The organism is Idiomarina aminovorans (genome assembly GCF_023155095.1).
GTDB classification, from domain to species: Bacteria; Pseudomonadota; Gammaproteobacteria; order Enterobacterales; family Alteromonadaceae; genus Idiomarina; species Idiomarina aminovorans.
On record NZ_JAKNDA010000005.1, the window covers coordinates 1 to 25,232 of the forward strand.

General features: G+C 48.3%; 23 protein-coding genes and 1 other annotated feature. Of the genes, 10 read left to right on the plus strand and 13 right to left on the minus strand.

The features are described 5' to 3' along the window. Positions 1-188 precede the first annotated feature (188 nt). From L8G48_RS09840 to L8G48_RS09890, 11 genes are all read right to left on the minus strand, one after another. Positions 189-1,316: a DSD1 family PLP-dependent enzyme gene (locus L8G48_RS09840; RefSeq protein WP_248264440.1), complete on the minus strand. Its 1,128-nt coding sequence runs from the start codon at positions 1,314-1,316 to the stop codon at positions 189-191. 27 nt (positions 1,317-1,343) lie between these two features. Beyond that, positions 1,344-2,192: an alpha/beta hydrolase family protein gene (locus L8G48_RS09845; protein ID WP_248264441.1), complete on the minus strand. Its 849-nt coding sequence runs from the start codon at positions 2,190-2,192 to the stop codon at positions 1,344-1,346. Positions 2,193-2,214: 22 nt separating this feature from the next. After that, positions 2,215-2,517 (minus strand): YciI family protein, encoded by a 303-nt coding sequence (locus L8G48_RS09850; protein WP_248264442.1) that lies wholly within the window; start codon positions 2,515-2,517, stop codon positions 2,215-2,217. Further along, entirely contained in the window at positions 2,517-3,059 is a 543-nt protein-coding gene (ispZ, locus tag L8G48_RS09855; RefSeq protein ID WP_248264443.1) for a septation protein IspZ, read from the minus strand. The genes L8G48_RS09850 and ispZ overlap by 1 nt, the downstream gene beginning before the upstream one ends. Before the next feature lie 11 nt (positions 3,060-3,070). After that, positions 3,071-3,880 (minus strand): tryptophan synthase subunit alpha, encoded by an 810-nt coding sequence (trpA, locus tag L8G48_RS09860; protein ID WP_248264444.1) that lies wholly within the window; start codon positions 3,878-3,880, stop codon positions 3,071-3,073. Continuing rightward, a complete protein-coding gene (gene trpB / locus L8G48_RS09865; protein WP_248264445.1) occupies positions 3,877-5,100 on the minus strand; it encodes a tryptophan synthase subunit beta in 1,224 nt (407 codons plus the stop codon). Before trpB ends, trpA begins: the two co-directional genes overlap by 4 nt. Then, positions 5,097-6,551, minus strand: a complete 1,455-nt coding sequence (gene trpCF / locus L8G48_RS09870) for a bifunctional indole-3-glycerol-phosphate synthase TrpC/phosphoribosylanthranilate isomerase TrpF (protein ID WP_248264446.1) — start codon at positions 6,549-6,551, stop codon at positions 5,097-5,099. The genes trpB and trpCF overlap by 4 nt, the downstream gene beginning before the upstream one ends. Then, positions 6,544-7,557: an anthranilate phosphoribosyltransferase gene (gene trpD / locus L8G48_RS09875; protein ID WP_248264447.1), complete on the minus strand. Its 1,014-nt coding sequence runs from the start codon at positions 7,555-7,557 to the stop codon at positions 6,544-6,546. Before trpD ends, trpCF begins: the two co-directional genes overlap by 8 nt. Beyond that, entirely contained in the window at positions 7,554-8,174 is a 621-nt protein-coding gene (locus L8G48_RS09880; RefSeq protein ID WP_248264448.1) for an anthranilate synthase component II, read from the minus strand. Before L8G48_RS09880 ends, trpD begins: the two co-directional genes overlap by 4 nt. After that, complete coding sequence (locus L8G48_RS09885) at positions 8,175-9,812, minus strand: anthranilate synthase component 1 (protein ID WP_248264449.1); 1,638 nt, start codon at positions 9,810-9,812, stop codon at positions 8,175-8,177. Between the two features lie 20 nt (positions 9,813-9,832). Then, positions 9,833-9,937: a sequence feature (Trp leader region), on the minus strand. A gap of 127 nt (positions 9,938-10,064) precedes the next feature. Then, positions 10,065-11,600: a S10 family peptidase gene (locus tag L8G48_RS09890; protein ID WP_248264450.1), complete on the minus strand. Its 1,536-nt coding sequence runs from the start codon at positions 11,598-11,600 to the stop codon at positions 10,065-10,067. Between the two features lie 121 nt (positions 11,601-11,721). Between L8G48_RS09890 and L8G48_RS09895 the strand changes: the two genes are divergently transcribed. From L8G48_RS09895 to L8G48_RS09930, 8 genes are all read left to right on the plus strand, one after another. After that, positions 11,722-12,420, plus strand: coding sequence for an AsmA family protein (locus L8G48_RS09895; protein ID WP_248264451.1), 699 nt, complete (start codon positions 11,722-11,724; stop codon positions 12,418-12,420). Between the two features lie 70 nt (positions 12,421-12,490). Further along, complete coding sequence (locus L8G48_RS09900; protein ID WP_348983654.1) at positions 12,491-14,512, plus strand: oxidoreductase; 2,022 nt, start codon at positions 12,491-12,493, stop codon at positions 14,510-14,512. Beyond that, the gene (locus L8G48_RS09905) at positions 14,512-15,339 is read left to right on the plus strand and encodes a PHP domain-containing protein (RefSeq protein ID WP_248264452.1); all 828 of its coding nucleotides are present in this window, start codon (positions 14,512-14,514) and stop codon (positions 15,337-15,339) included. Before L8G48_RS09900 ends, L8G48_RS09905 begins: the two co-directional genes overlap by 1 nt. A 17-nt stretch (positions 15,340-15,356) precedes the next feature. Continuing rightward, positions 15,357-15,980 carry an L-threonylcarbamoyladenylate synthase gene (locus L8G48_RS09910; RefSeq protein WP_248264453.1) on the plus strand — a complete coding sequence of 208 codons (624 nt, stop codon included), beginning with the start codon at positions 15,357-15,359 and terminating at the stop codon, positions 15,978-15,980. 26 nt (positions 15,981-16,006) lie between these two features. Next, positions 16,007-16,822: a segregation and condensation protein A gene (locus tag L8G48_RS09915; protein ID WP_248264454.1), complete on the plus strand. Its 816-nt coding sequence runs from the start codon at positions 16,007-16,009 to the stop codon at positions 16,820-16,822. Then, entirely contained in the window at positions 16,803-17,375 is a 573-nt protein-coding gene (gene scpB / locus L8G48_RS09920) for an SMC-Scp complex subunit ScpB (protein WP_248264455.1), read from the plus strand. Before L8G48_RS09915 ends, scpB begins: the two co-directional genes overlap by 20 nt. Further along, positions 17,375-18,235, plus strand: a complete 861-nt coding sequence (rluB, locus tag L8G48_RS09925; protein ID WP_248264456.1) for a 23S rRNA pseudouridine(2605) synthase RluB — start codon at positions 17,375-17,377, stop codon at positions 18,233-18,235. Before scpB ends, rluB begins: the two co-directional genes overlap by 1 nt. After that, on the plus strand, positions 18,236-19,288 hold the full coding sequence (locus tag L8G48_RS09930) for an agmatine deiminase family protein (protein WP_248264457.1): 1,053 nt from the start codon (positions 18,236-18,238) through the stop codon (positions 19,286-19,288). Here L8G48_RS09930 and L8G48_RS09935 read toward each other — a convergent pair. Together L8G48_RS09935 and L8G48_RS09940 are read right to left on the minus strand one after the other, a co-directional pair. Further along, positions 19,285-21,129, minus strand: a complete 1,845-nt coding sequence (locus L8G48_RS09935; protein ID WP_248264458.1) for a tetratricopeptide repeat-containing diguanylate cyclase — start codon at positions 21,127-21,129, stop codon at positions 19,285-19,287. The two genes, L8G48_RS09930 and L8G48_RS09935, sit on opposite strands and share 4 nt — an antisense overlap. A 71-nt stretch (positions 21,130-21,200) precedes the next feature. After that, on the minus strand, positions 21,201-21,920 hold the full coding sequence (locus tag L8G48_RS09940) for an SIMPL domain-containing protein (RefSeq protein WP_248264459.1): 720 nt from the start codon (positions 21,918-21,920) through the stop codon (positions 21,201-21,203). A 50-nt stretch (positions 21,921-21,970) separates the two neighbouring features. Here L8G48_RS09940 and L8G48_RS09945 point away from each other — a divergent pair, with 50 nt between their 5' ends. Next, positions 21,971-22,438 (plus strand): regulatory protein RecX, encoded by a 468-nt coding sequence (locus tag L8G48_RS09945; RefSeq protein WP_248264460.1) that lies wholly within the window; start codon positions 21,971-21,973, stop codon positions 22,436-22,438. 81 nt (positions 22,439-22,519) lie between these two features. Further along, positions 22,520-25,117, plus strand: a complete 2,598-nt coding sequence (gene alaS / locus L8G48_RS09950; protein ID WP_248264461.1) for an alanine--tRNA ligase — start codon at positions 22,520-22,522, stop codon at positions 25,115-25,117. Positions 25,118-25,232 lie beyond the last annotated feature (115 nt).

Below are 25,232 nucleotides of genomic sequence, written 5' to 3' on the forward strand. Positions count from 1 at the left end.
GAGCTCTCGCCATTGCTCACGAGTTCGGTATGCCCGGCTCATGATGCTATCACCTTGTTGATTAAACTTCGTGGTAGCTTATGGCTTTAAACTATGGCTGAGTAGGTGTGATTGCAGTTACGCTTACCCATGACCTGCTGAATAGCGGCTTTTAGGTCACCTATAAGATCGTCGCTGTCGTGGGGAAACTACCAGCCCGTAATACGTTGCCAGGTGTTATGTGAGCCATCACTCATCAGCACATGGTAAACCGGATGCATAGCGGCTGTTGCACAGGCGTGGTTCGGTAAAATGCGTAGCTGATGACCAACGGGAAAGTTTTCTAGTTGGTAAGCGTCGCTTAATTCAATAATGCCGTGCTCTTGCGAGGTGCTGTTAACGCACAAACCCTCCAACAAAGAATCGTCTGTTTTACACACCTGACCATAGCCAAAGTCCTGCTTCTGACCTGTTGTGCCCCGGTCACGTGACAATGCCATCCAGCCGCTGTCGGTCAGCAGCCAGTTTTTCTCTTTGTTGTGGCCGATGACCGTGGTGACAACGGACATTGCAATGTCTGAAAAATCGCACACACCAATGTTTTTCATCACTAAATCAAACGTCATGTAAACGCCGGCACGAACTTCGCTGATGTCACTAAAGTCCTCGCCAAAATGGGCGGTAGGGGTAGAGCCAACGCTGGTGACCGAGCAATGAATACCGACTTCGTTCAGTTGGTTTTTTGCATCAAGCACGGCCTGGCATTCTTGTTTTGCAAAAGCGCGCAAAGCCTCATCGTTACTGCAGACATATGAACCGCCGGCATGAGTCATTAAACCGGTAAAATGACTGCCCAGGGTTTTAGCAATAGCGACTAATTGAGGATCCTTCGGTTTAATGCCTCCGCGGTGGTCGTCGCTGTCAATTTCGATAAAAACGGAAAAGTCCTGCCTGAATTGGTTGGCAAAATCGGTAACGGCCTGGGCCTGCGTCAGATTATCCAGCAGAATGTGTAACCTAATGCCTTGCCGCCGCAGTGCAGCAACCCGCTTGAGTTTTGCGGGTGCAATACCTACGGCGTAAAGTAAATTGGTATAACCGGCTTTTGCATAAGCTTCGGCTTCGGCCAGAGTTGAAACGGTTGCCGGCGCGTCGGAGCTATCGAGTAAATACTCAGCGGCTTCTATTGTACGCAACGTTTTTAAATGCGGACGTAAATGGCTACCTAGTAATTCCACCCGCTGCTTCAGGTAGCTAATGTTATTCTTTAGTTTGGCCTCATCAATCAGCAAATAAGGCGTGTCCAGTTGTGTTATCCAGTCGGGAACGGTTTTCATGATGCTCGTCCGATTTTTGTGTCGAGTCTAACTAAGCTGTAGTGCACTCAGCAAGTGTTCCTGCCAGAGAGAGTCTTTAAATTGACTGCGGAAGAAGCTGAAATGCCCAATTCGGTTATTTTGGGTCATATTCGGGCTTAAATCCTCGAGGACTTTGTCGGCATTGGGGTAATGGCTTAGCAGATTTTCAATATTAGAGCGTTGCAGCAATTCGTCATCAGTAACATTAAAGGCGTGAATGGGCGCTTTGAAAGTGTCATAACAAGCCTGTTGCTCTGCGGTTATGTTATCAAAGAGGTAGTCTTTACTGCGGCACCAGCGGCTCCATTCTTTCATGGCTGCGGCGGGCATATCACCGACCATATTCAAACGCTTACCGGGAAAGTAACCGGCAAGGGGCGTAGCTATGGGGACCGCAAAATACCACAATAACCAAGCGGTACGGCGAACTTGTTGGCTGGCTTTTAACCAGTATCCGGTACCGCTGGCAATAGTGACCATTTTGTCAATTTTGTCGCTGTTATGTGCCATAGCAACAATCTGACCTCCCAGACTATGAGCCAGCCAAATCAGCGGTTCACCGTTCTGACAGGACTGCGCATAGTCAATTACGGTAGTGATATCGAGTTCAGCCCAGTCAGTAATACTGGAGTTTATCTGCTTAAGTGGCTTATCAACCGACTGACCAATACCGTAATAATCAAAGGTAATGACGCGATAACCTTGTTTGCTTAACCATTTGGCAACTGGCTGATAAAAACGCTGTTTAACGCCGAGGGCAGAAGCAACAACAATAGTCGCTTTAGCGGCTGATTCCGGTTCAAAATTAACGCAATGCAGATAACGGTGGTTGGCGGTTAGCTCGATGCTGCGCATAGTCACTGTTCAGTTGACACGTTTAGTTAGGTAAGACGGCGTTAAATGGTTTCACTGTCGCTTTTCTATAAACACCCGCTTGCCAATAAGGGTCATCGTTTGCCCACTGTTCGGCCTCTGCCTGAGTATCAAACTCAGCAATGACGACCGAGCCGGTATAGCCCAGCACACCCGGCTCAAGTTCGGCGATAACGGGGCAGGGGCCGGCAACCAGCAGGCGACCGTCGTTTTGCAGGGCTTTTAACCGTTCTACATGGGCCGGCCTTGCCTGTTTACGACCTTCCAGTGAATCTTCATGGTCTTCTGCGAAAATAACAAACCACATTAGTTGCTGTTCTCCTCGTCAATGGCGTGACGGTACATATAGAAACCGGTGCCAATAGTGAATATCAGCGTAATGCCCAAAATACCGAAGACTTTAAAATTGACCCAGGCTTCCTGGCTCCAGAACTCAGCAATGTAGAGATTCAAAGCCGCTAAGAACAAACAGAAGACGATCCATGCGTAAGTCAGTCGTGACCAGGCCGCGTTGGGAAGTTTAATGTCTTTGCCCATCATTGACTGAATTGGACTGCGTTTTTTCCACACTAAACCACCGAAAAGCATCAGTGCAATGGCCAGGTAAACCACCGAAACTTTCATTTTAATGAACCAGTCGTCATGCAGTAACAGCGTTACTGCACCAAATACCATGACCACTGCGAGTATGACCCAATGGCGAGTCGTTAAAGGTTGCTTGAGCAGTTTTAGCCCCAGTAACTGCACCACCGTACCCACCATCAACACGCCGGTAGCCACATAAATATCGACCATTTTGTAAAACACAAAAAAGGCGATGATGGGTAAATATTCTAACAACAGGGCCATTAACTACTCCGTTACGACAATTGGGTGGCGGCTTTCATGCTTTTTACAAAAGCTTTTAAGTCCGCAACTTGTTGCGCATTATTGTCGAGGTTTTTCTCAATAAGCGCAACCACAGCAGACCCGCTGATAGCACCATCTGCGCCTGCCGCTAAGGCACGCTGCACATGCTCTGGCTGAGAGATACCAAAGCCCAGTAATGTGGGTGGTGCTCCGGCTTCTTTCAGTTTATTGATGAGCTCTGATGCTGGCGCCTGCATTTGTGTGTCGGCGCCGGTAACCCCTGAACGGCTCAGCAGGTAAACATAACCAGCACATTGTTTTGCAATGTCAGTTAACAGCGTATCACTGGCGTCGGGTGGCGCAATAAACACGGCTTCAATGCCAATTTCTTTGGCTATCCCGGCAAAACGTTTGGCTTCTTTGGTTGGAACATCAGCAATGAGCACCGAATCAACACCAACGTCTTTCATTTGCTGGTAAAATTCACGAGCGCCTTTTGCGTAGATTAGGTTGGCGTAAACCAATAAACCTATCGGTATTTGCGATGAATAGTCACGAATCTTTTTTAAGATCTTTAAAATGTCCTTAAAAGTTGTGCCCGAATCTAAGGCTCGCAGATTTGCCCGCTGAATGACCGGGCCATCGGCAACCGGATCTGAGAATGGCAGTCCGAGCTCCAGGGCATCGGCACCCCCATCTATCAGTGCTTTAATCACTTCAACGCTTTGCCCCGGAGTGGGGTCGCCAATAGTAACAAAGGGCACAAAGGCACCCTGATTATTGGCTTTCAAGTTCGCGAAACAGTGTTTATAGCGGCTCATTGTTGTTCTCCTTCCGCGCTAACTTCAGCATTTTCCTGAGCATTGAAAATACGGCGTACGTGGTCAATATCTTTGTCGCCACGGCCCGATAAATTAATGAGCAGAATTTCCGGAGCGTCCGGCTCTGCAGCGCGTTTAAGAGCGTAGGCCAGAGCGTGTGCCGTTTCTAGTGCCGGAATAATACCCTCGTGGCGTGACAATAACTTAAACGCTTCCAGTGCTTCGTCATCGGTGACTGATTCATAGCGCGCGCGACCAATGGCTTTAAGGTGAGCATGCTGAGGCCCAACGCCGGGGTAATCCAGGCCGGCTGAAACCGAATATGACTCTTCAATTTGCCCTTCAGGGTTTTGCATTAAAAAGGACAAGCAGCCGTGCAAAATACCGGGTTTACCAGCGGTTAAGGTAGCCCCATGGTGCTTGGTTTCTACACCCTTACCGGCAGGTTCTACGCCAACCAGCTCAACGCCTTCTTCTTCGATAAAGTCGGCGAACATGCCGATGGCATTAGAGCCTCCGCCTACGCAGGCAATGACTTCATCTGGTAAGCGTCCGGCTTGCTCTTTAATTTGTGCTTTTGATTCTTCACCAATCATACGGTGAAATTCCCGCACGATAGTTGGGAAGGGGTGGGCGCCTGCGGCAGTTCCCAATAAGTAATGAGTATCGGGGTAACTGGAGGTCCAGTCACGTAAAGCTTCATTGACCGCATCTTTAAGAGTGCCGCTGCCGGTATCCACGGGCACTACTTTCGCGCCCATCAGCTCCATCCGGAATACGTTGGGTTGCTGACGTTCTACATCTTTCTTGCCCATATACACAATGCATTCTAAGTTGAGCAGGGCACAGGCTAACGCAGTTGCTGTGCCGTGCTGTCCGGCGCCGGTTTCGGCAATAATGCGGGTTTTCCCCATGCGCTTGGCCAGCAGCGCCTGACCCAGAACCTGGTTGGTTTTGTGGGCTCCGCCGTGCAGTAAGTCCTCACGCTTTAGGTAAATTTTGGTTTTATTCGGACTGCTCAGCGGCAGGTTGCGGCACAAACTGAGCGGCGTTGGCCTACCCAGGTAGTTTTTCAACAAGCCGCGAAATTCAGCCTGAAACTCTTCATCGTGTTGCGCATCGACAAAGGCTTTTTCTAACTGCTCAAGAGCGGGTAATAGGATTTCAGGAACGAACTGGCCGCCGAAATCGCCAAAATATGCGGGTAATGACTGATTCATACAGCCTCCTGTTGGGTTGATATTTCTGACAGTCGATTTTTTGGAAATCGACCATAATGACGAATTTTAGTGAACATTTGAGTTATTTTAGCACTATTCTTGACACCTGGCTGCCATTCTGTACGGGAATTAATATCTACCCCGGCAAAACCCAGCTGTATAGCACTGGCAATACTCTCAGGGCCGATGCCTCCGGCTAATAGACAGCGTTGGCGCTCAGCCGCACTCAGAGGTTCAATAAGCTCCCAGTTAAACGCCTGACCACTGCCCCCACCGCGGTTATCCAGAACAAAACCATCAACCGGCAAGTCAGGTAATTGTGCTGGTTTTTCAATAGCCAGCGCCTTCCAAATCTTAACTCCTTCTTGGTTTGTCCGGCGTAATTGCTGACGCAGCTGAACAACGTAGTCAATGTCTTCGTGGCCATGCAGCTGAATGGCCGCCAGACCAATGTTTTGAGTGGTCTCAACCACCCTTTGTAACGGCTGATCAGCAAACACGCCAACGTAATCCAGTCCTTTGGCTTCCTCGGCTAGTTGTTGTGCCTGTTCCGTAGTGACACAACGTGGAGAATGCTCAACAAATATAAAGCCGCCATAAACAGCTCCCTGAGAACGGGCGTTTATAGCGTCTTCTGCGCGGGTTAACCCGCACACTTTATTTTGTCCGAACAGCAGCTTACGGCAGGCTAAATCAACGTCGGGCTGAGCGCTTAAGGCGCTGCCAATGAGAAAGCCGTTCACGTAAGGCGCCACCCGGCGAATATCGCTGTGTTCGGAAAAGCCTGATTCGGCTATCAATAAGGCGTTTTGCGGCGCTAACGGCACTAATTGTGCACTGCGGTTCGGGTCAATACTGAGGTCGGTTAAGTCGCGGTGGTTAATGCCAATGATATTCGCGTTAAGGTTCACCGCACGCTCCATTTCGGCCTCGTTGGAAACTTCGGTCAGTACGTCCATGGCCAGCGAATCAGCGATATCGCGCAGCGCAACATATTGCTCATCATCCAGCACGGACAGCATCAATAAGATAGCGTCTGCGCCAAAGTAACGGGCGCGGTAAACCTGCTCTTGGTCGATGAAGAAGTCTTTACACAAAACCGGTTGAGTCACTTGCCGCCGCACGGCTGTCAGGTAATCTAACCGCCCCTGAAAGAACTCAGGTTCTGTCAGTACAGAAATTGCTGCCGCATAAGGCTGGTAGCTTTTCGCCAGCCGGGGTGCGTCAAAGTCAGCCCTAATCAAACCTTTTGAGGGAGAGGCTTTCTTGCACTCCAGAATAAAACCGGCCTGCTCACCACTTAGCGCCTGGTATAAACTTCTGTCACTGGGTTCAAGCTGAGCTTTAATGTCAGCTATTGGCATGAGTTTAGCCTGAGCTTTGTTTTGCTCAACTTTGCGCTCGACAATGGTTTTTAGCACGTTCTTTTCTAAACTAATGGTGTCAGACATGGTAAGTCTCCTGAGCATCTTGCACGCGGCGCAAATGCAGCAGTGCCTGACCGGTATCTAAATGTTCCAGAGTAGCGGCCGTTGCTGATTTCATATTGGTATATATTCCACTTAAATACAGCAGCGCGGCAACGTTCATCGCAACCGAGTGACGTTGCGCCGGGCTGCCGCCTCCGGCAAGAATATCTTCCATAATCCGGGCGTTAAAGTCGGCGTCGCCACCTTTGAGTTCACTCAGTGGTGCTGTGGGAACGCCAAAATCATTCGGTTCAACCTGATACTCATTGAGTTCGCCATTGCGCAGTTCAATAACCTGGGTCGGGCCGTGTAAAGCTAACTCGTCCAGACCACTACCATGAACCACCATGGCGCGCTTAACCCCAAGCCTCTGCAGAGTTTCAGCCATTGGGCGCAGCCATTGCTCGCTGTAAACGCCGAGCAGTTGCGCATCAGGGCGCGCGGGGTTAACTAATGGCCCAATCAGGTTAAATAGGGTTCGGGTTTTAAGTGTTTGTCTTACCGGCATGGCGTGCTTAATGCCCGGGTGGTAATGCGGCGCAAACAAAAAGCAAAAGCCGTTATCGGCTAACTGGGCAGAAGCATCTGCCGGGTCCAGGTTAACCCGCAGTTTGAGAGCTTCGAGCACATCGGCCGAGCCCGACCGTGATGACACACTGCGGTTACCGTGTTTGGCTACTGTCAGCCCCATACTGGCGGCTATCAACGCCGCTGCCGTGGAAATGTTGATGGTGTCGCTGCCATCGCCGCCGGTACCGCAACTGTCTATGACAGCGGTGTCGGGGCGCAAAAACGGTTTCGCGGCAGACAATATCGCCTCCGCCGCACCGGCTAATTCAGCCGGGGTTTCGCCCCGCATTTTCATGGCAACAAGTGCGGCCGTTACCTGGATATCGTTCAGCTCGCCTTTAATCAGACGCTGAAAGAATTCACGGGTTTGATCTTGTGTCAGCGCCTCACCAGACATCAGAGTTTGTACGGCTTTCATGGCTGTGCTCCTGTTAGTAAATGCTGAATGCTGTTACTGAGTAATTGTTTTCCCTTTGGCGTCAAAAGCGACTCGGGATGAAACTGAAAACCGATGGCCTGGCTGTCTGTAAATTCTGCTGCCATGGGAATGCTGCCGTCCGGTCCATTTAAGCTGGCGATAACCGTCACTGCTTTGGGCAGGTCGTAACCGCTTAAAGAGTGATAACGGGCGACAACACACTGGTTGTTATCTGTGGCTGCGGTAAATACCGGGTGGGTCAATGTTTCTACCTTCGCGGTTTTGCCATGCACGATTTCACCACAGGTATCAACGCGGCCACCGGCATGCTCAATCAGCGCCTGAAAGCCCAGACAAATACCCAGCATGGGTATGCGTCCACTGCAGTATCGGATCACTTCCATTAAGTTTCCGGCGTTGGCTGGGTGCCCCGGCCCCGGCGACAAACAAACCAGTTGAGAACCGCTGTAACTTTCTAATTGAGCAATAACATCGGCGGCGGCTAACTGGTTACGGTATACCACCAGTGGGTAACCTAACTGACGCAACTCATCCACCAGGTTGTATGAGAATGAGTCGACGTTATCTATCAGTACAATACGTGTTGCTTGAGTCATTTATAACGCCTCCTGAGGGGGCTGAACGTGCGCCTGCTTAATTGCCAGGATAACGGCTTTCGCTTTGTTCTCGGTTTCTTCAACTTCGCTGGCCGGGTCGGAGTCATGCACTACGCCGGCGCCAGCCTGCACTATAGCTTCGTTGTTTTTAACGAACGCAGAACGAATAACAATGCAGGTATCCATGTCACCATTACCGGCCAGATAACCCACAGCTCCGCCGTAGCTGCCGCGGCGTTGCTGCTCGACCTGGCGAACAAGAGTTGCGGCGCTGACTTTCGGCGCGCCAACCAAAGTTCCCATATTCATGCAGGCGCGGTAAGCGTGCAGGGCATCGCAATTATTACGCAGTTTTGCAACCACCCGGGAGACCAGATGCATGACATGAGAATAGCGATCAACCTGCAGTAAGTCGGCAACATAACGCGTGCCGGTTTCGCTAATGCGAGCCAGGTCGTTACGGGCTAAATCAACCAGCATGAGATGTTCTGCCAGCTCTTTTTGATCAAGCCGAAGCTCTAACTCCATCCGGCTGTCTAAGTCCGGGTTAATGCTGCCGTCAGTATTTTTACCGCGCGGACGCGTGCCCGCTATTGGGTAAAGTTCGACTTGATTGGTTGCTTGCTGGTATTTCAAGGCAGATTCAGGCGAGGCGCCGAATAGACAGAAATCCGGATGACTCATAAAAAACATATAGGGCGAGGGATTGTTCTTTTTCAACTGCTGATACGCCGCTAACGGATTGGGGCAGGGCATTCTGAAACGCCGCGATGGCACCACCTGAAAAATATCTCCCGCCACGATGTTTTGTTTCAGCTGCGTGACAATATTGGCAAACTCTTCTGATGACGGTGTTGCCGTTACTTTTATGTCAACGGATTGGGGCTGAGGCTCTATTACCGGTAACTGACAACGGGCGGCCAATTCACCAATACGCTGGGTCATGGTCTGATAGCGTTGATCGTGACGCTCACCACTAAACACACTGCCGAGCAGCTCTGTGGTTTGTTGTTGATGATCAATAATGAGTAAGGTTTCGGCAAGGTAAAAAACATAATCCGGGCAGTTGTTTTCGCCTTCTTCAACCTGGGGTAACTGCTCGTAGCTGGCAACGAAATCATAAGCAAAAGCACCACCGAGAAAAACAGAAAACGGATGCTGCTTTGCTGTGTCGTTCGCTTTATTCAATTTCTGCTGAAGCAGGCGCAGTGGTTCCATGTTGCTGATTTGTCGTAACCGTGAGTCTTCATCCAGCGGCGCATCTGCCGGGCTGAATTTTAATGTCAGCTGTTCAGGCGCTTTTGTGACTGTCACGCTGTCGGTCAGTTGTTGCTCAATCCAGGGCAGAAGAACCGCGCCGTTATCGGTCAGGGCGTCAATAGTTACCTGTTGGTTATTGCAGGTAATTCGCAATGCTGCGTCAATCAGTAACAAGCTTTTTACTTGCTGCTTGGTGCCAATGTCGGCAGAGTCCAGCAGCAAGTGCTCGCCTTGTGTAGTGCAGGTATTTTGAAACACTTGCAGTGGCTCGGCCTGGTAAGGCAGCGATACTCTGAGTGACTCTAAGTTACCGTTTTGCTCTGTTGTCAGGTTTTGGTTTTTCACCTTATGCCTCGTATGCTTGGTTGTTTTATTCAAACCTGCTCCGGTGAAACGGCAATAAAAAACCCGCTCAAAGGAGCGGGTTTCTCAAAGTGAAGCTAATTACGTTGTACGCACAACTACACCACCCGCTTATTTGGGAAGTGCCACCACCAATGTTGGGTTGTTGTACGTAAAAACATAAGTTGTATAGCTCTTTTCATTCAATGTAATGCTGACAAATTAACGCTTACGCGAAAGTCTGTCAATAGTTGTTTTCTTTTTACTGATAATCTCTACCTATATTCTCTACTTATATTCTGCCGGCTTGCCTTTTGAATCTGACTTACGAATAAATTCGCGTAAATCATCGTTCGCTTTTTGCAGATCAGGGCGACGAAGATACATCATGTGACCACTGCGATACCCTTTGAACTGAATGCGATCGCTCATGTGAGTGCTCGGGTCCAAATGCCACATTGTGTATTTGGCATCAAAGTAGTTGGTAGCGCCGTCAAAGTAGCCGGATTGAACCAGTACATTCAGGTATGGGTTTTGAGCCATGGCCTGACGCAGTTGCTTGCCGGTGTTGTTATTGGTGCGATCCCACGGGTGTACCGGGCCAAACATGTTGTACTTAATATCGGTTTCAAAATTCAATTCTTCACGCAGGTAATAGTTAATTGCCGGCGTAAACGAGTGCAACCATGAGGTTAGCTCGGCATTAAAATCAGGACGGTCGCCAGCGCGTTTCTCATCAAGCCCCAGGTAGCGGGAATCAAGACGACCAATAGTACGGTCACGGTCACGTAGTAATTCTTTCCAGAAGTACCAAGTGCTGGGTGCCAGGTTATTATCCATTACGGCTTGTTGCGAAAGCCCCGAATAGTAAGCAACACGCTCAGCCATTTGTTCACGTGCCTCACCGGTCAGCATGGCGCCTTTTGCCAGTGCTGGTAAATATTGGTCCAGCGCGAAGCGTTCAACTTCCGGTAATAACTCATCCAGATCTTTGCTTTGCAGAGCTTCCGGCAGTGCATCGTGATACCAGGCCGCTGCCGCGAAATAAGGCAGCTGGTTCGCTTGTTTGACCGGGCCGTCACGGTCAAGACCAATATCGGTTGGAGACACCAGAATAACGCCGTTTAAGTACATCCACTGGCTGTTCTGAAGCTCCAGCGCAAGACCCGATACGCGAGTAGTACCGTAGCTTTCACCAATGAGATATTTCGGCGACTGCCAACGGTTCATGCGTGTGGTGAACGTGTTCATCCATTCGGCCAGATATTTTACATCGGCATTAACACCAAAGAACGTCTCTTTTTGTTCTGCGCGCGACGGCATTTCACCGTCTTCGTTTGGCAGTACGCGTGAATAGCCGGTGTTGACGGGGTTAATGAAAACAATATCAGCCACATCCAGAATGGAGTGGGGGTTGTCCTGTACGCCGTATGGTTGAATTGGATAACCTTCTTCGCTCAGGTTTAAAACTTTTGGCCCAGTGTAAGCAATGTGCATCCAGACTGATGCTGAACCCGGACCGCCGTTAAACGAATAAACAACCGGGCGTGATTCGCGGTTATCAACGTCCTGACGTTCGTAGTAGGTATAGAACAAGGACGCGGTTGGGTTTCCTTCATCGTCCCACACTGGCTGAGTGCCGGCGGTTGCTGTGTAATCCACTGTTTCGCCATTAATTTCGACACTGTGTTCCGTAACGACCTCAGTGTCGACTGGCAGCATGCGTTTATGATCAGTTGGTGCATCTTGGGCAATAACGGGTGTTGATGATACTGAGCAACCCATTAGTGATAAAGAGGCAATTAAAGCGAGACTTTTTCGCATAAGATTATTCTCCGTCTTTTAAGGTTGCCTAAGATTAACAAATAATTACTCTAAAGAGTCAAAGGTTATGCGACTATTGGGTTTATTCCTGCGACTGGATCCTATTTGAATGAGGTCTTTGATGAAAATAACACACTTAACGCGGGCGGCTTGTTGGCTGTTACTTCCTTTGTTCGGCCTGCCGGCAAATGCTCAGAATCTGTCCGACGCAATGAAAGCAGGCTTACAGACAATGGCGTCGGAGCAGCTTAATGCGGATCTCGAAGTGGGCGAGCTTGAGGTGAACTCACTGACCGATGGTCTGACAGCGAATAATGTGCGTTTTGCCACCCGGCTGGATGCTTTGTCTGAGCCGGAAAATCAACTTCTTCTGGCTAAACAACTGGTACTAACCGGTGACTGGCAGGCGCTTGGCAGTAGCCGCGTGGATATTTCCAAAATTGCGGTTTCCGGAGCGCAGTTAACCGTTGCTTACTACGATACGGGGCGTTCAAACCTGCATGAGTTTTTGCAGCAGATGAATTCGGTTAAAGTACAGAAGATCAACTCAGTACCGTTAAACTGGCGGATTGATGAATGGCTGATGGAAGATGTGACGATTAACCTATTTGACAGGGGCGAGCCAATTTTAAGTGTCCATGTCAGCGAGCTTGCTTTGCAGGACTTGCAGTCAATGCAAAATGCGAATGGCCGGGTAAAGGAACTGTTGTGGCCAATTCTTGAGCAGGCGGCAGAGCAGGTAAGCAATGGTAACCCCAATTTACAAGTCGATAGTATGGCGCTTTCCCGCTTTTTGTTACGTGAAGCTATGGCGTTCTGAGCTTGAGTTAAACGGGTTTAAGCAGTACAGTTAGCAAAAGTTAAACACCCGTTTAAAATAAGAGGTTGGCGTGGAAAATTCATACCCCAATTTACTGAAACCCCTGGATCTTGGTTTTACCACATTAAAAAACCGAGTGCTGATGGGCTCAATGCATACTGGCCTGGAAGAAGCGAAAAATGGCTTTAGTAAATTAGCCAGCTTTTATGAAGAGCGAGCCAAAGGTGGCGTAGGGCTAATTGTCACCGGTGGAATCAGTCCGAATTTCCGTGGCCGGCTGGCGCCTTTTGGTAGCGAAATGTCAAAACCCTGGCATGCGGGCAAACATCGACAGGTCACTGACGCCGTACACAAATACGGCAGTAAAATTTGTTTGCAACTGCTGCACGCGGGCCGTTACAGCTACCATCCTTTTTCGCTGGCACCCAGCGCAATAAAAGCGCCGATAAATCCATTTAAACCCAAAGCCATGTCGGAACGGCAAATTTTAACCACTATTAAACACTATGCCCGGGGCGCTAAGCTGGCGCAGAAAGCGGGGTATGACGGTGTTGAAATTATGGGCTCCGAGGGTTACCTGATTAACCAATTTTTGTGCCTCAGAACCAACCAGCGTAATGACAGCTGGGGTGGCAGTTTCGAAAACCGTATGCGTTTTCCGCTGGAAATTGTCAAAGCGGTGCGTGCCGCACTGGGCGAAAAGTCGATTATTATTTTCCGTTTATCGATGCTCGATTTGGTTGAAGACGGTCATCAGCTGGATGAAGTTTTACAACTTGGCAAACTGCTGGAGCAAGCCGGCGTGACCATCATTAACACCGGCATCGGCTGGCATGAAGCGCGTGTGCCTACCATAGTGACCTCTGTACCGCGTGGTGCCTTTAGCTGGATAACTGAGCGTGTGCGGCGGGAATTATCGGTGCCTGTGGTTGCGGTGAACCGCATTAACACCCCGGAAATTGCCGAGCATATATTAGACAGCAACCAGGCGGATATGGTTTCTATGGCGCGGCCATTACTGGCTGACCCTGAGTTTGTGAATAAAGCAGAGAAAGGTCAGTCTGAGCGCATTAATACCTGTATTGCTTGTAATCAGGCGTGTCTGGATCACGTATTTGAGAATAAAAGAGCCTCCTGTCTGGTTAACCCCAGAGCCTGTTTTGAGCAGGAACTGGTAATGAAGCCGGTGGAGCAGAAAAAGCGCATCGCGGTGATTGGTTCAGGCCCTGCCGGCTTAGCCTTTGCGTGTAACGTGGCAGAACGCGGGCATCAGGTTGATTTATACGATAAATCTGAAGAGATTGGCGGGCAGTTCAATTACGCCAAACAGATTCCGGGTAAAGAAGAGTTTTACGAAACCCTGCGCTACTTTAAGTATCGTCTTGAAGATACCGGCGTTAACCTGAAGCTTGGAACAGAGCAGACCTGCGAAGGGCTGTTGGCCGAAAAGTACGATGATGTGGTTCTGGCTACCGGAGTCAGCCCTCGTCAGGTGGATATTCCGGGGGTTGATTTACCGCATGTGCTGAGTTATCTGGATGTGTTGCGCGACCATAAAAACGTTGGTAACAAAGTGGCGGTGATTGGTGCCGGCGGTATTGGTTTTGATGTGTCTGAATACCTGACGACAGAAAAATCGCTGACGCTGGATGAGCCCGAATGGTCTGAGCGCTGGGGTATCGATAAAAGCTACAGTGACCGTGGCGGTTTGAAACCGCAACAACCGGAGTCGAGCTCGCGTGAGGTGTGGTTGCTGCAGCGTAAAGAAAGCAAAGTGGGTAAAGGTTTGGGTAAAACCTCTGGCTGGGTGCATCGTAAAGAATTAAAAAGTAAGTCGGTGAACATGTGGAATGCGGTGACTTACCACCGCATTGTGCCGGAAGGTATCGAAATAGAGCGTGAAGGCGAGAAACAGTTGCTGCAAGTTGACAATGTTATTATCTGTGCCGGGCAGGTTCCGCAGCGTTCATTGCATGATGCGCTGCAGTCTGCGGGACAGACGGTGCACTTAATTGGCGGTGCAGATGTTGCCGCAGAGCTTGATGCCAAGCGCGCCATTCGCCAGGGAACAGAATTGGCAGCGGAAATTTAATGCCTGTTTATGATTTACATTGCCACAGCACACATTCGGATGGCTCGTTGTCAGTCTCCGAGCTGCTGTTACGGGCATGCGAGCAAAATGTTGATGTGCTGGCGCTAACTGACCATGATTGTGTGGATGGCTTAGCTCAGGCGAGAGCTTTGGTCGAAAAAGAGCAGCTACCCATTCAATTTATCAATGGCGTTGAAATAAGTTGTCGCTGGCACAGCTTTGAAATTCATATTGTCGGGCTCAATATTGATCCCAATGAAGAGCAGTTGAAAGCGTTATTGAGTCAACAACAGCAGCGTCGTTACCAACGTTTTGATGCCATGTTGGAAAAGCTGTATCAGCGCGGTGTGAACTTATCGTCAAAAGAGTGTGAAGCTGACGGAATGCCGACCCGAAAGCACATTGCTGATGCCATGGTCCGCAAAGGTATTGTCAGCAAGCCGCAGCAGGCTTTTGACCGTTATATTGGCAAGGGCAGCAGTGCCTACGTCAACCCTGAGTGGTGTGACATTCCCGCGGCAATAATGGCTATTCATAGTGCCGGAGGCAAGGCCGTTCTGGCGCACCCGCATGGCTATAAAATATCCAATAAGTGGCTGCGGAAATTGCTGACGGAAGCTAAGGAGTGGGGACTGGACGCAATGGAAGTCAGTTTATCTCAGCAGTCTCCGGGTCACCGCGATGCGTTGGCTAAAATGAGCCGGGAATATGGCTTACTGGCTTCTCAGGGCTCGGATTTTCACTACCCGGGCAACTGGCGTGAACTGGGCAAAAACCTTTGTCTGCCAGCGGACTGTGTGCCAATATGGGAGCATTGGTCACAGTAACAGAACTGGGGTAGATTATGAGTCAATTTTTTGAAATCCATCCGGAAAATCCTCAAGCGCGTTTAATCCAGCAGTCAGTTCAAATTATCCGAAGCGGCGGCGTTGTGGTTTATCCGACAGACTCGGGTTATGCCATTGGCTGTCAAATTGGGGACAAAGCCGCAGCGGAGCGTATTTGCGGCATTCGCGATATTAATAAAGAACACAACTTTACCCTGGTGTGCCGCGATTTATCTGAGTTGTCAACGTATGCCCGAGTGGATAACAATGCTTTTCGTTTGCTGAAAAACAATACACCCGGTCCTTATACGTTTATTCTAAAAGGCACTAAAGAGGTTCCTAAACGACTGCTGAACCCTAAGCGTAAAACCATTGGCATCCGGGTTCCGACCAACCGTATTGCGATGGCACTGCTGGAGGAACTCAACGAACCTTTAATGTCGACCAGTTTGATTCTTGGCGAAGGGATAGCGGCGGAATCTGACCCCGAAGAAATTCGCGATAAGCTGGAAAAACGGGTGGATTTAATTATTGATGGCCGTCATAAAGGTGAAGAGCCAACCACCGTTGTTGACTTATCTGAAGGTGCACCGACCATCCGTCGGGAAGGCTCCGGAGACACAAAACCTTTTGAGTTTTAAACACATGATCAGTCGTCGGGTTAATTATGGCTGAACAACAATCACTGCCGTTAGGGTTTGTCCGCGGCGAACCGGTCATAGAAAAGCCCGAAGACCTCTACATACCACCGGACGCGCTGGAAGTGATTTTGGATACGTTCAGCGGTCCGATGGATTTGTTGTTGTATTTAATTCGTAAGCAGAAACTTGATATTGTCGATATGCCAATTTTAGCGATAACCCGACAATACGTTGAGTATGTGGACATGATGCAGGAGCTGAAGCTGGAGTTAGCTGCCGACTATTTGGTTATGGCGGCAATTTTGGCAGAAATTAAAAGTCGGTTATTGTTACCCAAGCCGCCTCAGGAAGACGAAGAAGAAGAGGACCCCAGAGCCGAGCTAATCAGGCGCTTACAAGAGTATGAAGCCATACGCGAGGGGGCAGAGTATATCGAACAGCGGCCACAAATTGGGCGCGATATATTGCTCAGTGAAGTGGATAACAACGCCCGTGAATGGGTAACATCGGTACCGCCAGAAGTGACTTTAGAGGATCTGACTTTAGCTTTCAGTCGTGTTCTTCAACAGACTGAACTGAAAGCGCATCATCAGATTAAACGCGAGCAGCTGTCAACGCGGGCGAGAATGAGTCAGGTACTGGAGCTGCTAAGCCAGAAAAAATACGTTTCTTTTAGTCAGCTTTTCACTCGAAAAGAGGGTCGTGCCGGTGCAGTAGTCAGCTTTTTAGCAATTTTAGAACTTGTGAAGGAATCAATGGTAGAATTGTCACAAGTTGAACCCATGAGTGATATTCGCCTGAGTTTGAGACAGCACAATCAAGATGAATCCGTTACAGCTTAAACAACTTATTGAAGCCGCTTTGTTTGCGCACCCACAACCGTTATCAGCCGAACAGCTTTACCAGCTTTTACTGAATAAAGGGGAAGCGTCACTAACGGCAATCAGGCAGCAGCTTAAAGAGCTGCAGTCCGATTACCGGGAACGAGGTATTGAGTTGGTGAAAGTGGCGTCTGGATACCGTTTTCAAACGCGGGCTGAACTGGGACAACGATTAGCCGGCCTTTGGCAGGAAAAACCGGCACGCTACTCCAATGCGTTACTGGAAACGTTGGCTTTGATTGTTTATCGACAACCTATAACGCGTGGTGAAATAGAACAGATACGGGGTGTCAGTGTTAGTAGTCAAATAATGAAAACACTGCAGGAAAGAGGTTGGGTAAAAGTTGTCGGGCACAAAGAAGTTCCGGGACGGCCGCAACTTTATGCCAGCACTGACGATTTTTTAGATGATTTTAATTTGAGTGACTTATCTGAATTACCGAATATAGACACACTTAATGAAGATGATGAAGCTACCGCTGAGACAGCGACTAACGAGAGAGATGATTCGTAATGACCGAGAAATTACAAAAGGTTTTAGCCCGATCTGGACATGGCTCACGCCGTGAAATTGAAGCAAAAATTTCGGCTGGCCGCATTCGGGTAGACAACAAAGTAGCTCAGCTAGGTGAGCGTATTGACGCTGACGCCAAGGTGCGTATTGATGGTCATGAGGTTCAGATTAAACCTGAAGAAGAGGTCATTTGCCGGGTTTTAATGTATCACAAACCGGAAGGTGAGCTCTGTACCCGTAAGGACCCAGAGGGCCGGCCCACAGTTTATGACCGCTTACCAAGAATGACAGGGGCGCGATGGGTTGCCGTGGGTCGTCTGGATGTGAATACATCGGGCCTGCTGTTATTTACCACTGACGGAGAGCTTGCTAACCGCCTGATGCACCCCAGCCAACAGGTAGAGAGGGAATACGCGGTACGTGTTTTTGGCGAAGTGAATGAAGCCATGATGCAGCGCCTGCGTAAAGGCGTTCAGCTGGAAGACGGCGTGGCAAAATTCAATAGCATAAAGCCCGCTGGTGGTGACGGCATGAACCGTTGGTTCCATGTCACTATCAGTGAAGGTCGTAATCGCGAGGTTCGCCGTTTATGGGAGTCTCAGGAGGTTCAGGTCAGTCGTCTTATTCGCGTTCGCTATGGCGACATTCCTCTGGAAGCAGGTCTTCCACAGGGTGGATGGGCAGAAATGTCTCTGACTCAGGTTAACGCGTTAAGAACGCAGGTGAATTTGCCGGCGGAGCAGCATTCTTTTCTGGATCCTCGTCATGAAGAGTCTAAACAACGGCGCTTTGCGAAAATCCGTAAAGCCACAGCCCAGCATCGTCAGAATAAAAAGCAGAGTAAACGCCGGGGTAAATAAGTGGCAACGTCTCAGCTTTGGGTATCTGACTTTTCGGCAAGCCAGCGTCTTCTTCTGGCCTGGCCTTATCGACGCGATGTCTGGCGCAAGAATGCCGAACCGGCTCGTAAGGCGCTGCTGAGATTAATAACTCAGTTACCGGAAAACACGCCGTTTTCGCTTGTTGTTTCCTCTGAATTGCGCGGCAACTTACCCAGCTCGCTAAAGCCTGTTCATTGTATCGAAATTGACTATGACGATATCTGGCTGCGTGATATTGCACCGCTGTGGCAAGCCACAGAAGCGGGATTAAAAGCTTTGTCGTTTAGTTTTGATGGCTGGGGTGGTGTCCAACAAGTCATTGCTAAGGATCAGTATTTTTCTCAAAACCTCTGTTCTCAGTTAAAGCGACCGGTGTATCAAAGCACTCTTATTGCTGAGGGTGGTGCTTTTACGCACAACGGTGATGGTTGTTGGTTAATTGGTTTGGGGTGTCTTAAGCGACGAAACCCGGGACTCACGGATAAAGAGCTTAAATGGGCATTAGGCCAGTTGTTGCCCGAGCAATGTTTGTACTTTTTTGACGGTTCTTTGCAAGCGGACGAAACCGGTGGGCATATCGATAACCTGGCGCTGTTCGTTGAGTCTGATACCTTGTTGTACGCAGCCACTGATAATAAAACACACCCTGACTATGAAACCTGCCAGTCGCTACAAGAAAAAGTGAATGAATTGCCGGCGTTTATCAAAAAGGTTCCGTTACCTTTACCCTTTCCACAATTAGCAACTGATGAAGAAAGGCTGGGTATAGAGTCAACTCAGTTGAGTTTAGAACGAACGGTTCAACTGCCTTTACTGTGCAGTTATGTGAATGTTTTACAAACGACTGAGCTGGTTATAGTGCCGCAATTTGGTTTAGCAACAGACAGTCAAGCGTTGCAAGCGGTTTGCAAAGCCCTGCCCGAGCGACAAGTTATTGCTTTTGATGTCCGGGAATTTATTTTAGGTGGCGGCGGCTTGCATTGTATCAGCCATAATTTACCGTCAACACGCCCTAATTTGAGCTTGGCTTAATCAGTAATGATAAGGCGTTCACGACCTTCATCTTTAGCGTCAAACAAGACGTTATCCGCACGTTTATATAATGAGTCAAAATCATCTTCTGGATGAGCGTTGGTAAAGCCCATGCTAAAGGTAACCCGGTAATCTTCCGGCAAACCTTCAATAGGCTTGTTATTCAGTTCATTGGTAATGCGTTTAAAAATATTCCTGGCATCTTCTTTGCTGACATCAAAAAAGACCAGCAACCATTCTTCACCGCCCAGGCGACCAAAACTATCCTGCTCACGCAAGTTTTGTTTAGCAATTTCGGCAAAACGCTGTAACACATGGTCACCAACATCGTGGCCAAATTGATCATTTATTGTTTTGAAATGGTCAAAGTCTACAACAGCTAATGCCAGCTGACGCTGTTGTTCACGGGCTTGTTCCAGCCCTTTTTTACAAATACGGACAATAGCCCGTCTATTAGGGGCATTGGTTAAATCGTCTTTTAGCGCCAGCTCTGCAAATTTTTTACGGGCACGCCACTGTTGGTATAAAAAGGCTGAAACAATAACGACCACTAAGAAGCCCGAAATAATAACCCATATCAGCAGATAATATGACGTTTGTTGTTCCTGAAGTTCCAGTTGTTGCAGCTCGTTTTCTTTTTGCAACAGTTCATTGGTGGTCTCTTGTTCTTTGATTTCCAGACGCACCATAATTTCCTGCACTTGTTTGTCCCTATTCTGCTGTTGGAATTTTTGCATGTACTCTACAGAGGTTTTGTAATGCCCAAGAGCGGCTTTGTGGTCTCCTAGTTTTTGATAATAATCAGACCAGCGTTGGTGTAGATTTTGGTGTAACTCGTCGTCAGTAAGTGTATTGATGATAGAAGTTGCGGCTTCTAACTGACTTAGTGCATTATCGAGTTGTTCAGTGCCTAAATAAACTGACACGATAGCCAGTCGGCTTCGCGCTTCCATCGGGTGTGCTCCGGCCGATTTAAACTGAGGCAATGCTGTATTAAGGCGGGTTAAAGCTTGCTGGTAATGTTTATCGGCGACATCCATAGCGGCTATCTGGAACAGTGCGTAAGCAATACCCAGCTCATCGTCAATAGCTTTGCTGATTTCTAAAGCGGCAGTATAATGCTGCTCAGCGGCCTGGCGGTTTCCTGCGGCCTGATAAGCCCTTGCAAGGTTATACTCTGTTACTGAACTATCCCACTCACCGAGGTGTTCACGACTGGTTTTCAGGGCTTCTTCTATATGCGTTAAAGCAATATCGTTAGCGCCAATACCCATATAAATAGAGCCTATGAGCCCATGAAACTCCGCCTGTAAACGCGGTCGTGCCGAATATTCGTCGCGGTCAAGTTGCTCCAGTATTTTTAAGGCTTGCGCGATATTTCCGGTATTTTGCATCACCTGTGCGTGCAACATGTCAGCTTCAATTTGCAACTCTTTATTGCCGGATTCTTTGGCATGCTCTATTGCGTCGATACTGCTGGTATTTGCTTGTTTAAGTTGGCCTCGTTGCAGCAAATACCAGGTCTGGCTCATTTTCAGTAACGTTTTTGCAATTTTTGATTCAGCTAACTCGGCAAAACGCAAACCTTCCTGAATGGCTTTGTTTGCTTCACCTTCGTTACCCGAGTAACGATAAGCTTCAGCTTGCAATGCGTAGGTCATAGCCAGTTTTTCGAACTGACGTTGATTGTCGTATTTTTCTATTAATTCAGCGGTCTTCTTGATCCATGCACCCGGGTTACTGCTGGCTTCAACGCGTTGTTGTTGCCAATCCTGAGCGGCTACCAACGGGGTGAAGACCAGCATAATGACAAATAAAATATGACGAGTTTTTTGGGACAAAATGAACCTAACTGTTAAGAAAATGTTGAAGTTTTCTTCATTTTACCCATAGTGAGCAGCATAGCAATGGTTTAATTGTCATCATTTGCCGTATTCTGAATTGAGAACGAGACGTCAACACGTGCTTCAATCGTTTGCTGACCCGGTAAAGATACCTTGTCTGAGCGGCTACTCACTTCAGCCATTTGCATCATGACCGGTCGTGACATTGATTGTTCGGTGATGCTTAATGTGTCGCTGAGCTTAAGCCCGGCAGAGGCGGCCAGGCGCTCTGCTTTCGCCTTTGCCTGCTGGTAAGCATTAATAAGTGCTTGTTCATATAGGTCTTGCTGGTGACTAATTTCAAATTTTACCCGACCAACACGAGTGACTCCGCGCGTCAAAGCAAGATCGATAATGCTGTCGTAGTTTTCCGGCTCTGACAAAGTCACTTGTACTTCCCGTTGAACAACAAACCCATTTTGCTCGGTCTTACCGTCGTCGTTTCGCTGGTAGCGGGGGGAAATCTGTAGCTGGTAGGAACGGATGTCTTTATCTTCTACACCTTTGCGGTTTAAATCGTTTATCAGACGTTTTGTTGTTTCGTCGACTACAGTTTTTTGAGAGCTGAGTTTATTACCGCGTTGCTCAATCCAGAATGTCAGTGACATCTGATCGGGAATAGCCGATACACTACCGGTACCGGATGTCGATACTATCCGCTCACTGGCTTGAGCGACAGTTGCAAATAATGTGGCAAGGAAAGCAAGGCTGATTAAGAGAAACCTTGATTTTGAGTGGCTGTAAGTCATATTAAGCATCCTTAGACTAAATTGAATAGTGAGCTGTTGGAGTATAGACCATGGACGAAAGTTCAGAATATGACGAAGGAGAGCTGCGCGACAGCGCTTTCAGGCTGTTAGCGATGCGTGAGCAAAGCCGTACTGAATTAAAGCGTAAACTCATACAGAAGCAATGGCCGGCAGATATGGTTAAGCGTGTAGTCGATGAGCTAACCCAGGAAGGCTGGCAAAGTGATGAACGTTTTGCAGGCAGTTTTATTCGCGAGAAAGTAGGGCAAAAGCAAGGGAAGCTGAAAATTCTGGCGCAGGCGACTCAACAAAAAGGCATTTCAACCGAAACTGTTGAAGATATATTCGAATCCATGGAAATTGACTGGTTTGAATTGTGTGCTCAGCTTAAGCAGAAAAAATTTGGAGATGACGACCCGGCAGATGAAAAAGCGTGGAACCGACAAGTGCGCTTTTTACAACAACGCGGTTTTACTCCTGAGCAAATTTTCGCTTGTGTCAATCGACCACGACGCTAGGCTAGACGGCTACTTCGTGATAGTCTTAAAGCATTAAAATATTGACCTAAAGTCACCCAGTTAAGATAAGTAGGACTCAACATGAGCATGAATAGTGCCCAAATTCGTGATGCATTTTTAAATTACTTTGCTGAACGGGGTCATGAAAAAGTGCCTTCAGCATCAATGATTCCCGGTAACGATCCCACCCTGTTGTTTACGAATGCGGGGATGGTTCCCTTTAAAGACGTTTTTCTGGGTACTGACAAGCGCCGTTATGATAAAGCGACTGCAGCGCAGCGTTGTTTGCGCGCCGGTGGTAAGCATAACGATTTAGAAAATGTTGGCTATACTGCTCGTCACCACACGTTCTTCGAAATGATGGGGAACTTTAGCTTTGGTGATTACTTCAAAAAGCAGGCTATTGAGTATGCGTGGGATTTTCTAACTAAAGAGTTGAAGTTGTCGGCTGATAAGCTCTGGATTACGGTTTTTACCGAAGATGATGAAGCCTATGACATTTGGGCGAAAGATATCGGCGTACCGGAAGATCGTATTTCCCGGATTGGTGAAAAAGACAATTTTTGGTCTATGGGGGACACCGGTCCCTGTGGTCCATCCTCTGAAGTTTTTTATGACCATGGTCCGGAAGTTTGGGGTGGACCTCCGGGTACACCAGAAGAAGACGGCGACCGTTATATTGAGATTTGGAATCTGGTCTTTATGCAATATAACCGTCAGGCTGACGGGACCCTGGAGCCATTGCCGGATCCTTCTATCGATACCGGTATGGGGCTCGAGCGTATTTCCGCCATTATGCAGAACGTGCACAGCAATTATGAAATTGATTTATTCCAGGCTCTGATTAAAGCGGCAGCGGATATCATTGGCACTGATGACCTTAATAATAAATCTTTGCGGGTTATTGCTGATCATATTCGTTCTTGCTCATTTTTGATTACCGATGGTGTGATGCCGTCAAATGAAGGTCGTGGTTATGTTTTGCGTCGGATAATACGCAGAGCCGTGCGGCATGGGCACCTGTTGGGTGCTAAAGATACCTTCTTTTTCCGATTAGTTGACGAACTTGCGCGCCAGATGGGCGATGCGTATCCGGAATTAAAGCAGAAACAGCAAATAATTAAAGATGCTCTTGAGCGTGAAGAACATCAATTTGCGCGAACGCTTGAACGTGGTTTGGCTATTTTGTCCGATGAAATAACGCAGCTAAGCGGCCAGGTGATACCGGGCGACGTTGTGTTCAAACTTTATGATACTTATGGTTTTCCGGTCGACTTAACTGCGGACATTGCCCGCGAGCATGAGTTGACAGTTGATGAGCAAGGTTTTGAACAGGCTATGTCAGAGCAGCGTCAGCGTGCGCAACAGGCTTCGCAGTTCGGAATGGACTATAATCAACAGCTTAAATCTGAAAATAAAACCGAATTTACCGGTTACGATAACGTTGCCGGGCAGGCCAAAGTGGTTGAATTATTCAAAGAAGGTCAGCCGGTAGAGCAATTAGAGGCCGGAGAAACAGGCCTTGTGGTTTTATCGGAAACCCCTTTTTATGCAGAAAGCGGTGGTCAAATTGGCGATAAAGGTGTTTTGGTTTCTAATGGCCCGGCATTTGAAGTGACAGACACCCAGTATATTGGTAAGGCAATAGCCCATCACGGTGTCGCTAAAGCTGACGTTAAGCTGAACGACAGTGTAAAAGCTGAAATTGATTCAGAGCGTCGGGAAAATATTAAACGGAATCATTCAGCGACTCACTTACTGCATGCTGCTCTCAGAAACTTGTTAGGTGAGCATGTTACGCAGAAAGGGTCGTTAGTTGAGGCCGATAAAATGCGTTTTGACTTCTCGCATTTTGAACCGGTAACGAATGAACAACTGGCTCAGTTAGAGCGCGAAGTGAACGCGCAAATTTGTGCAAACTTGCCGCTGCAAACACAGCTTATGGCTATTGACGAAGCAAAAGAAGCTGGCGCTATGGCGTTGTTTGGTGAAAAGTATGATGAGCAAGTACGGGTTGTGCGGATGGGCGATTTCTCCATGGAGCTTTGTGGTGGTACGCATGTGAAAGCTACTGGTGATATCGGCTTATGCAGAATAACCTCAGAAGGTGGTATTGCTTCAGGTGTGCGTCGTATTGAAGTGGTAACCGGGCAGGCGGCGATACGTCATACTCAGCAACAGCAAGCCGTATTGCAGCGAATTGCCGGCGAATTAAAAACGGAACCAACTTCTGTGGCAGATAAAGTGCAGCAACTGCAGCAGAAGTTCCGGGAGTTAGAACGTAAAAATGAACAGCTGCAACATAAGTTAGCGCAACAAGCTGGTGGTGGGTTAATGGCTCAGGCCGTTGATATTAATGGTGTCAAAGCAATAATTGCTGAGCTGGATCAGGCCGATCCTAAATCTTTACGTGGATTAGTTGATGATCTGAAGAACCAAATTGGTTCAGGTATCGTATTATTAGGAACTGCAAATGGTGATAAGGTCAGTTTAATAGCTGGCGTGACTACCGATTTAACGTCTAAAGTTAAGGCAGGAGATATTGTGAATCAGGCTGCGAATGTAGTTGGTGGAAAGGGCGGAGGGCGTCCGGACATGGCTCAGGCTGGTGGTTCACTCCCTGAACAGTTGAATGAGGCTTTGGCAACGGCTACGACTTGGTTGCAGCAACAACTGTAGTTATTGCTGCATTGGTTGAAAAAGTAACGAGTAATTATGAGCTTCGTTATAGTGTAATCGCTCTCAGTATTGGTAGACTGCGTGTCACAATTCAGGGAAAAGTTCGATATTCGCG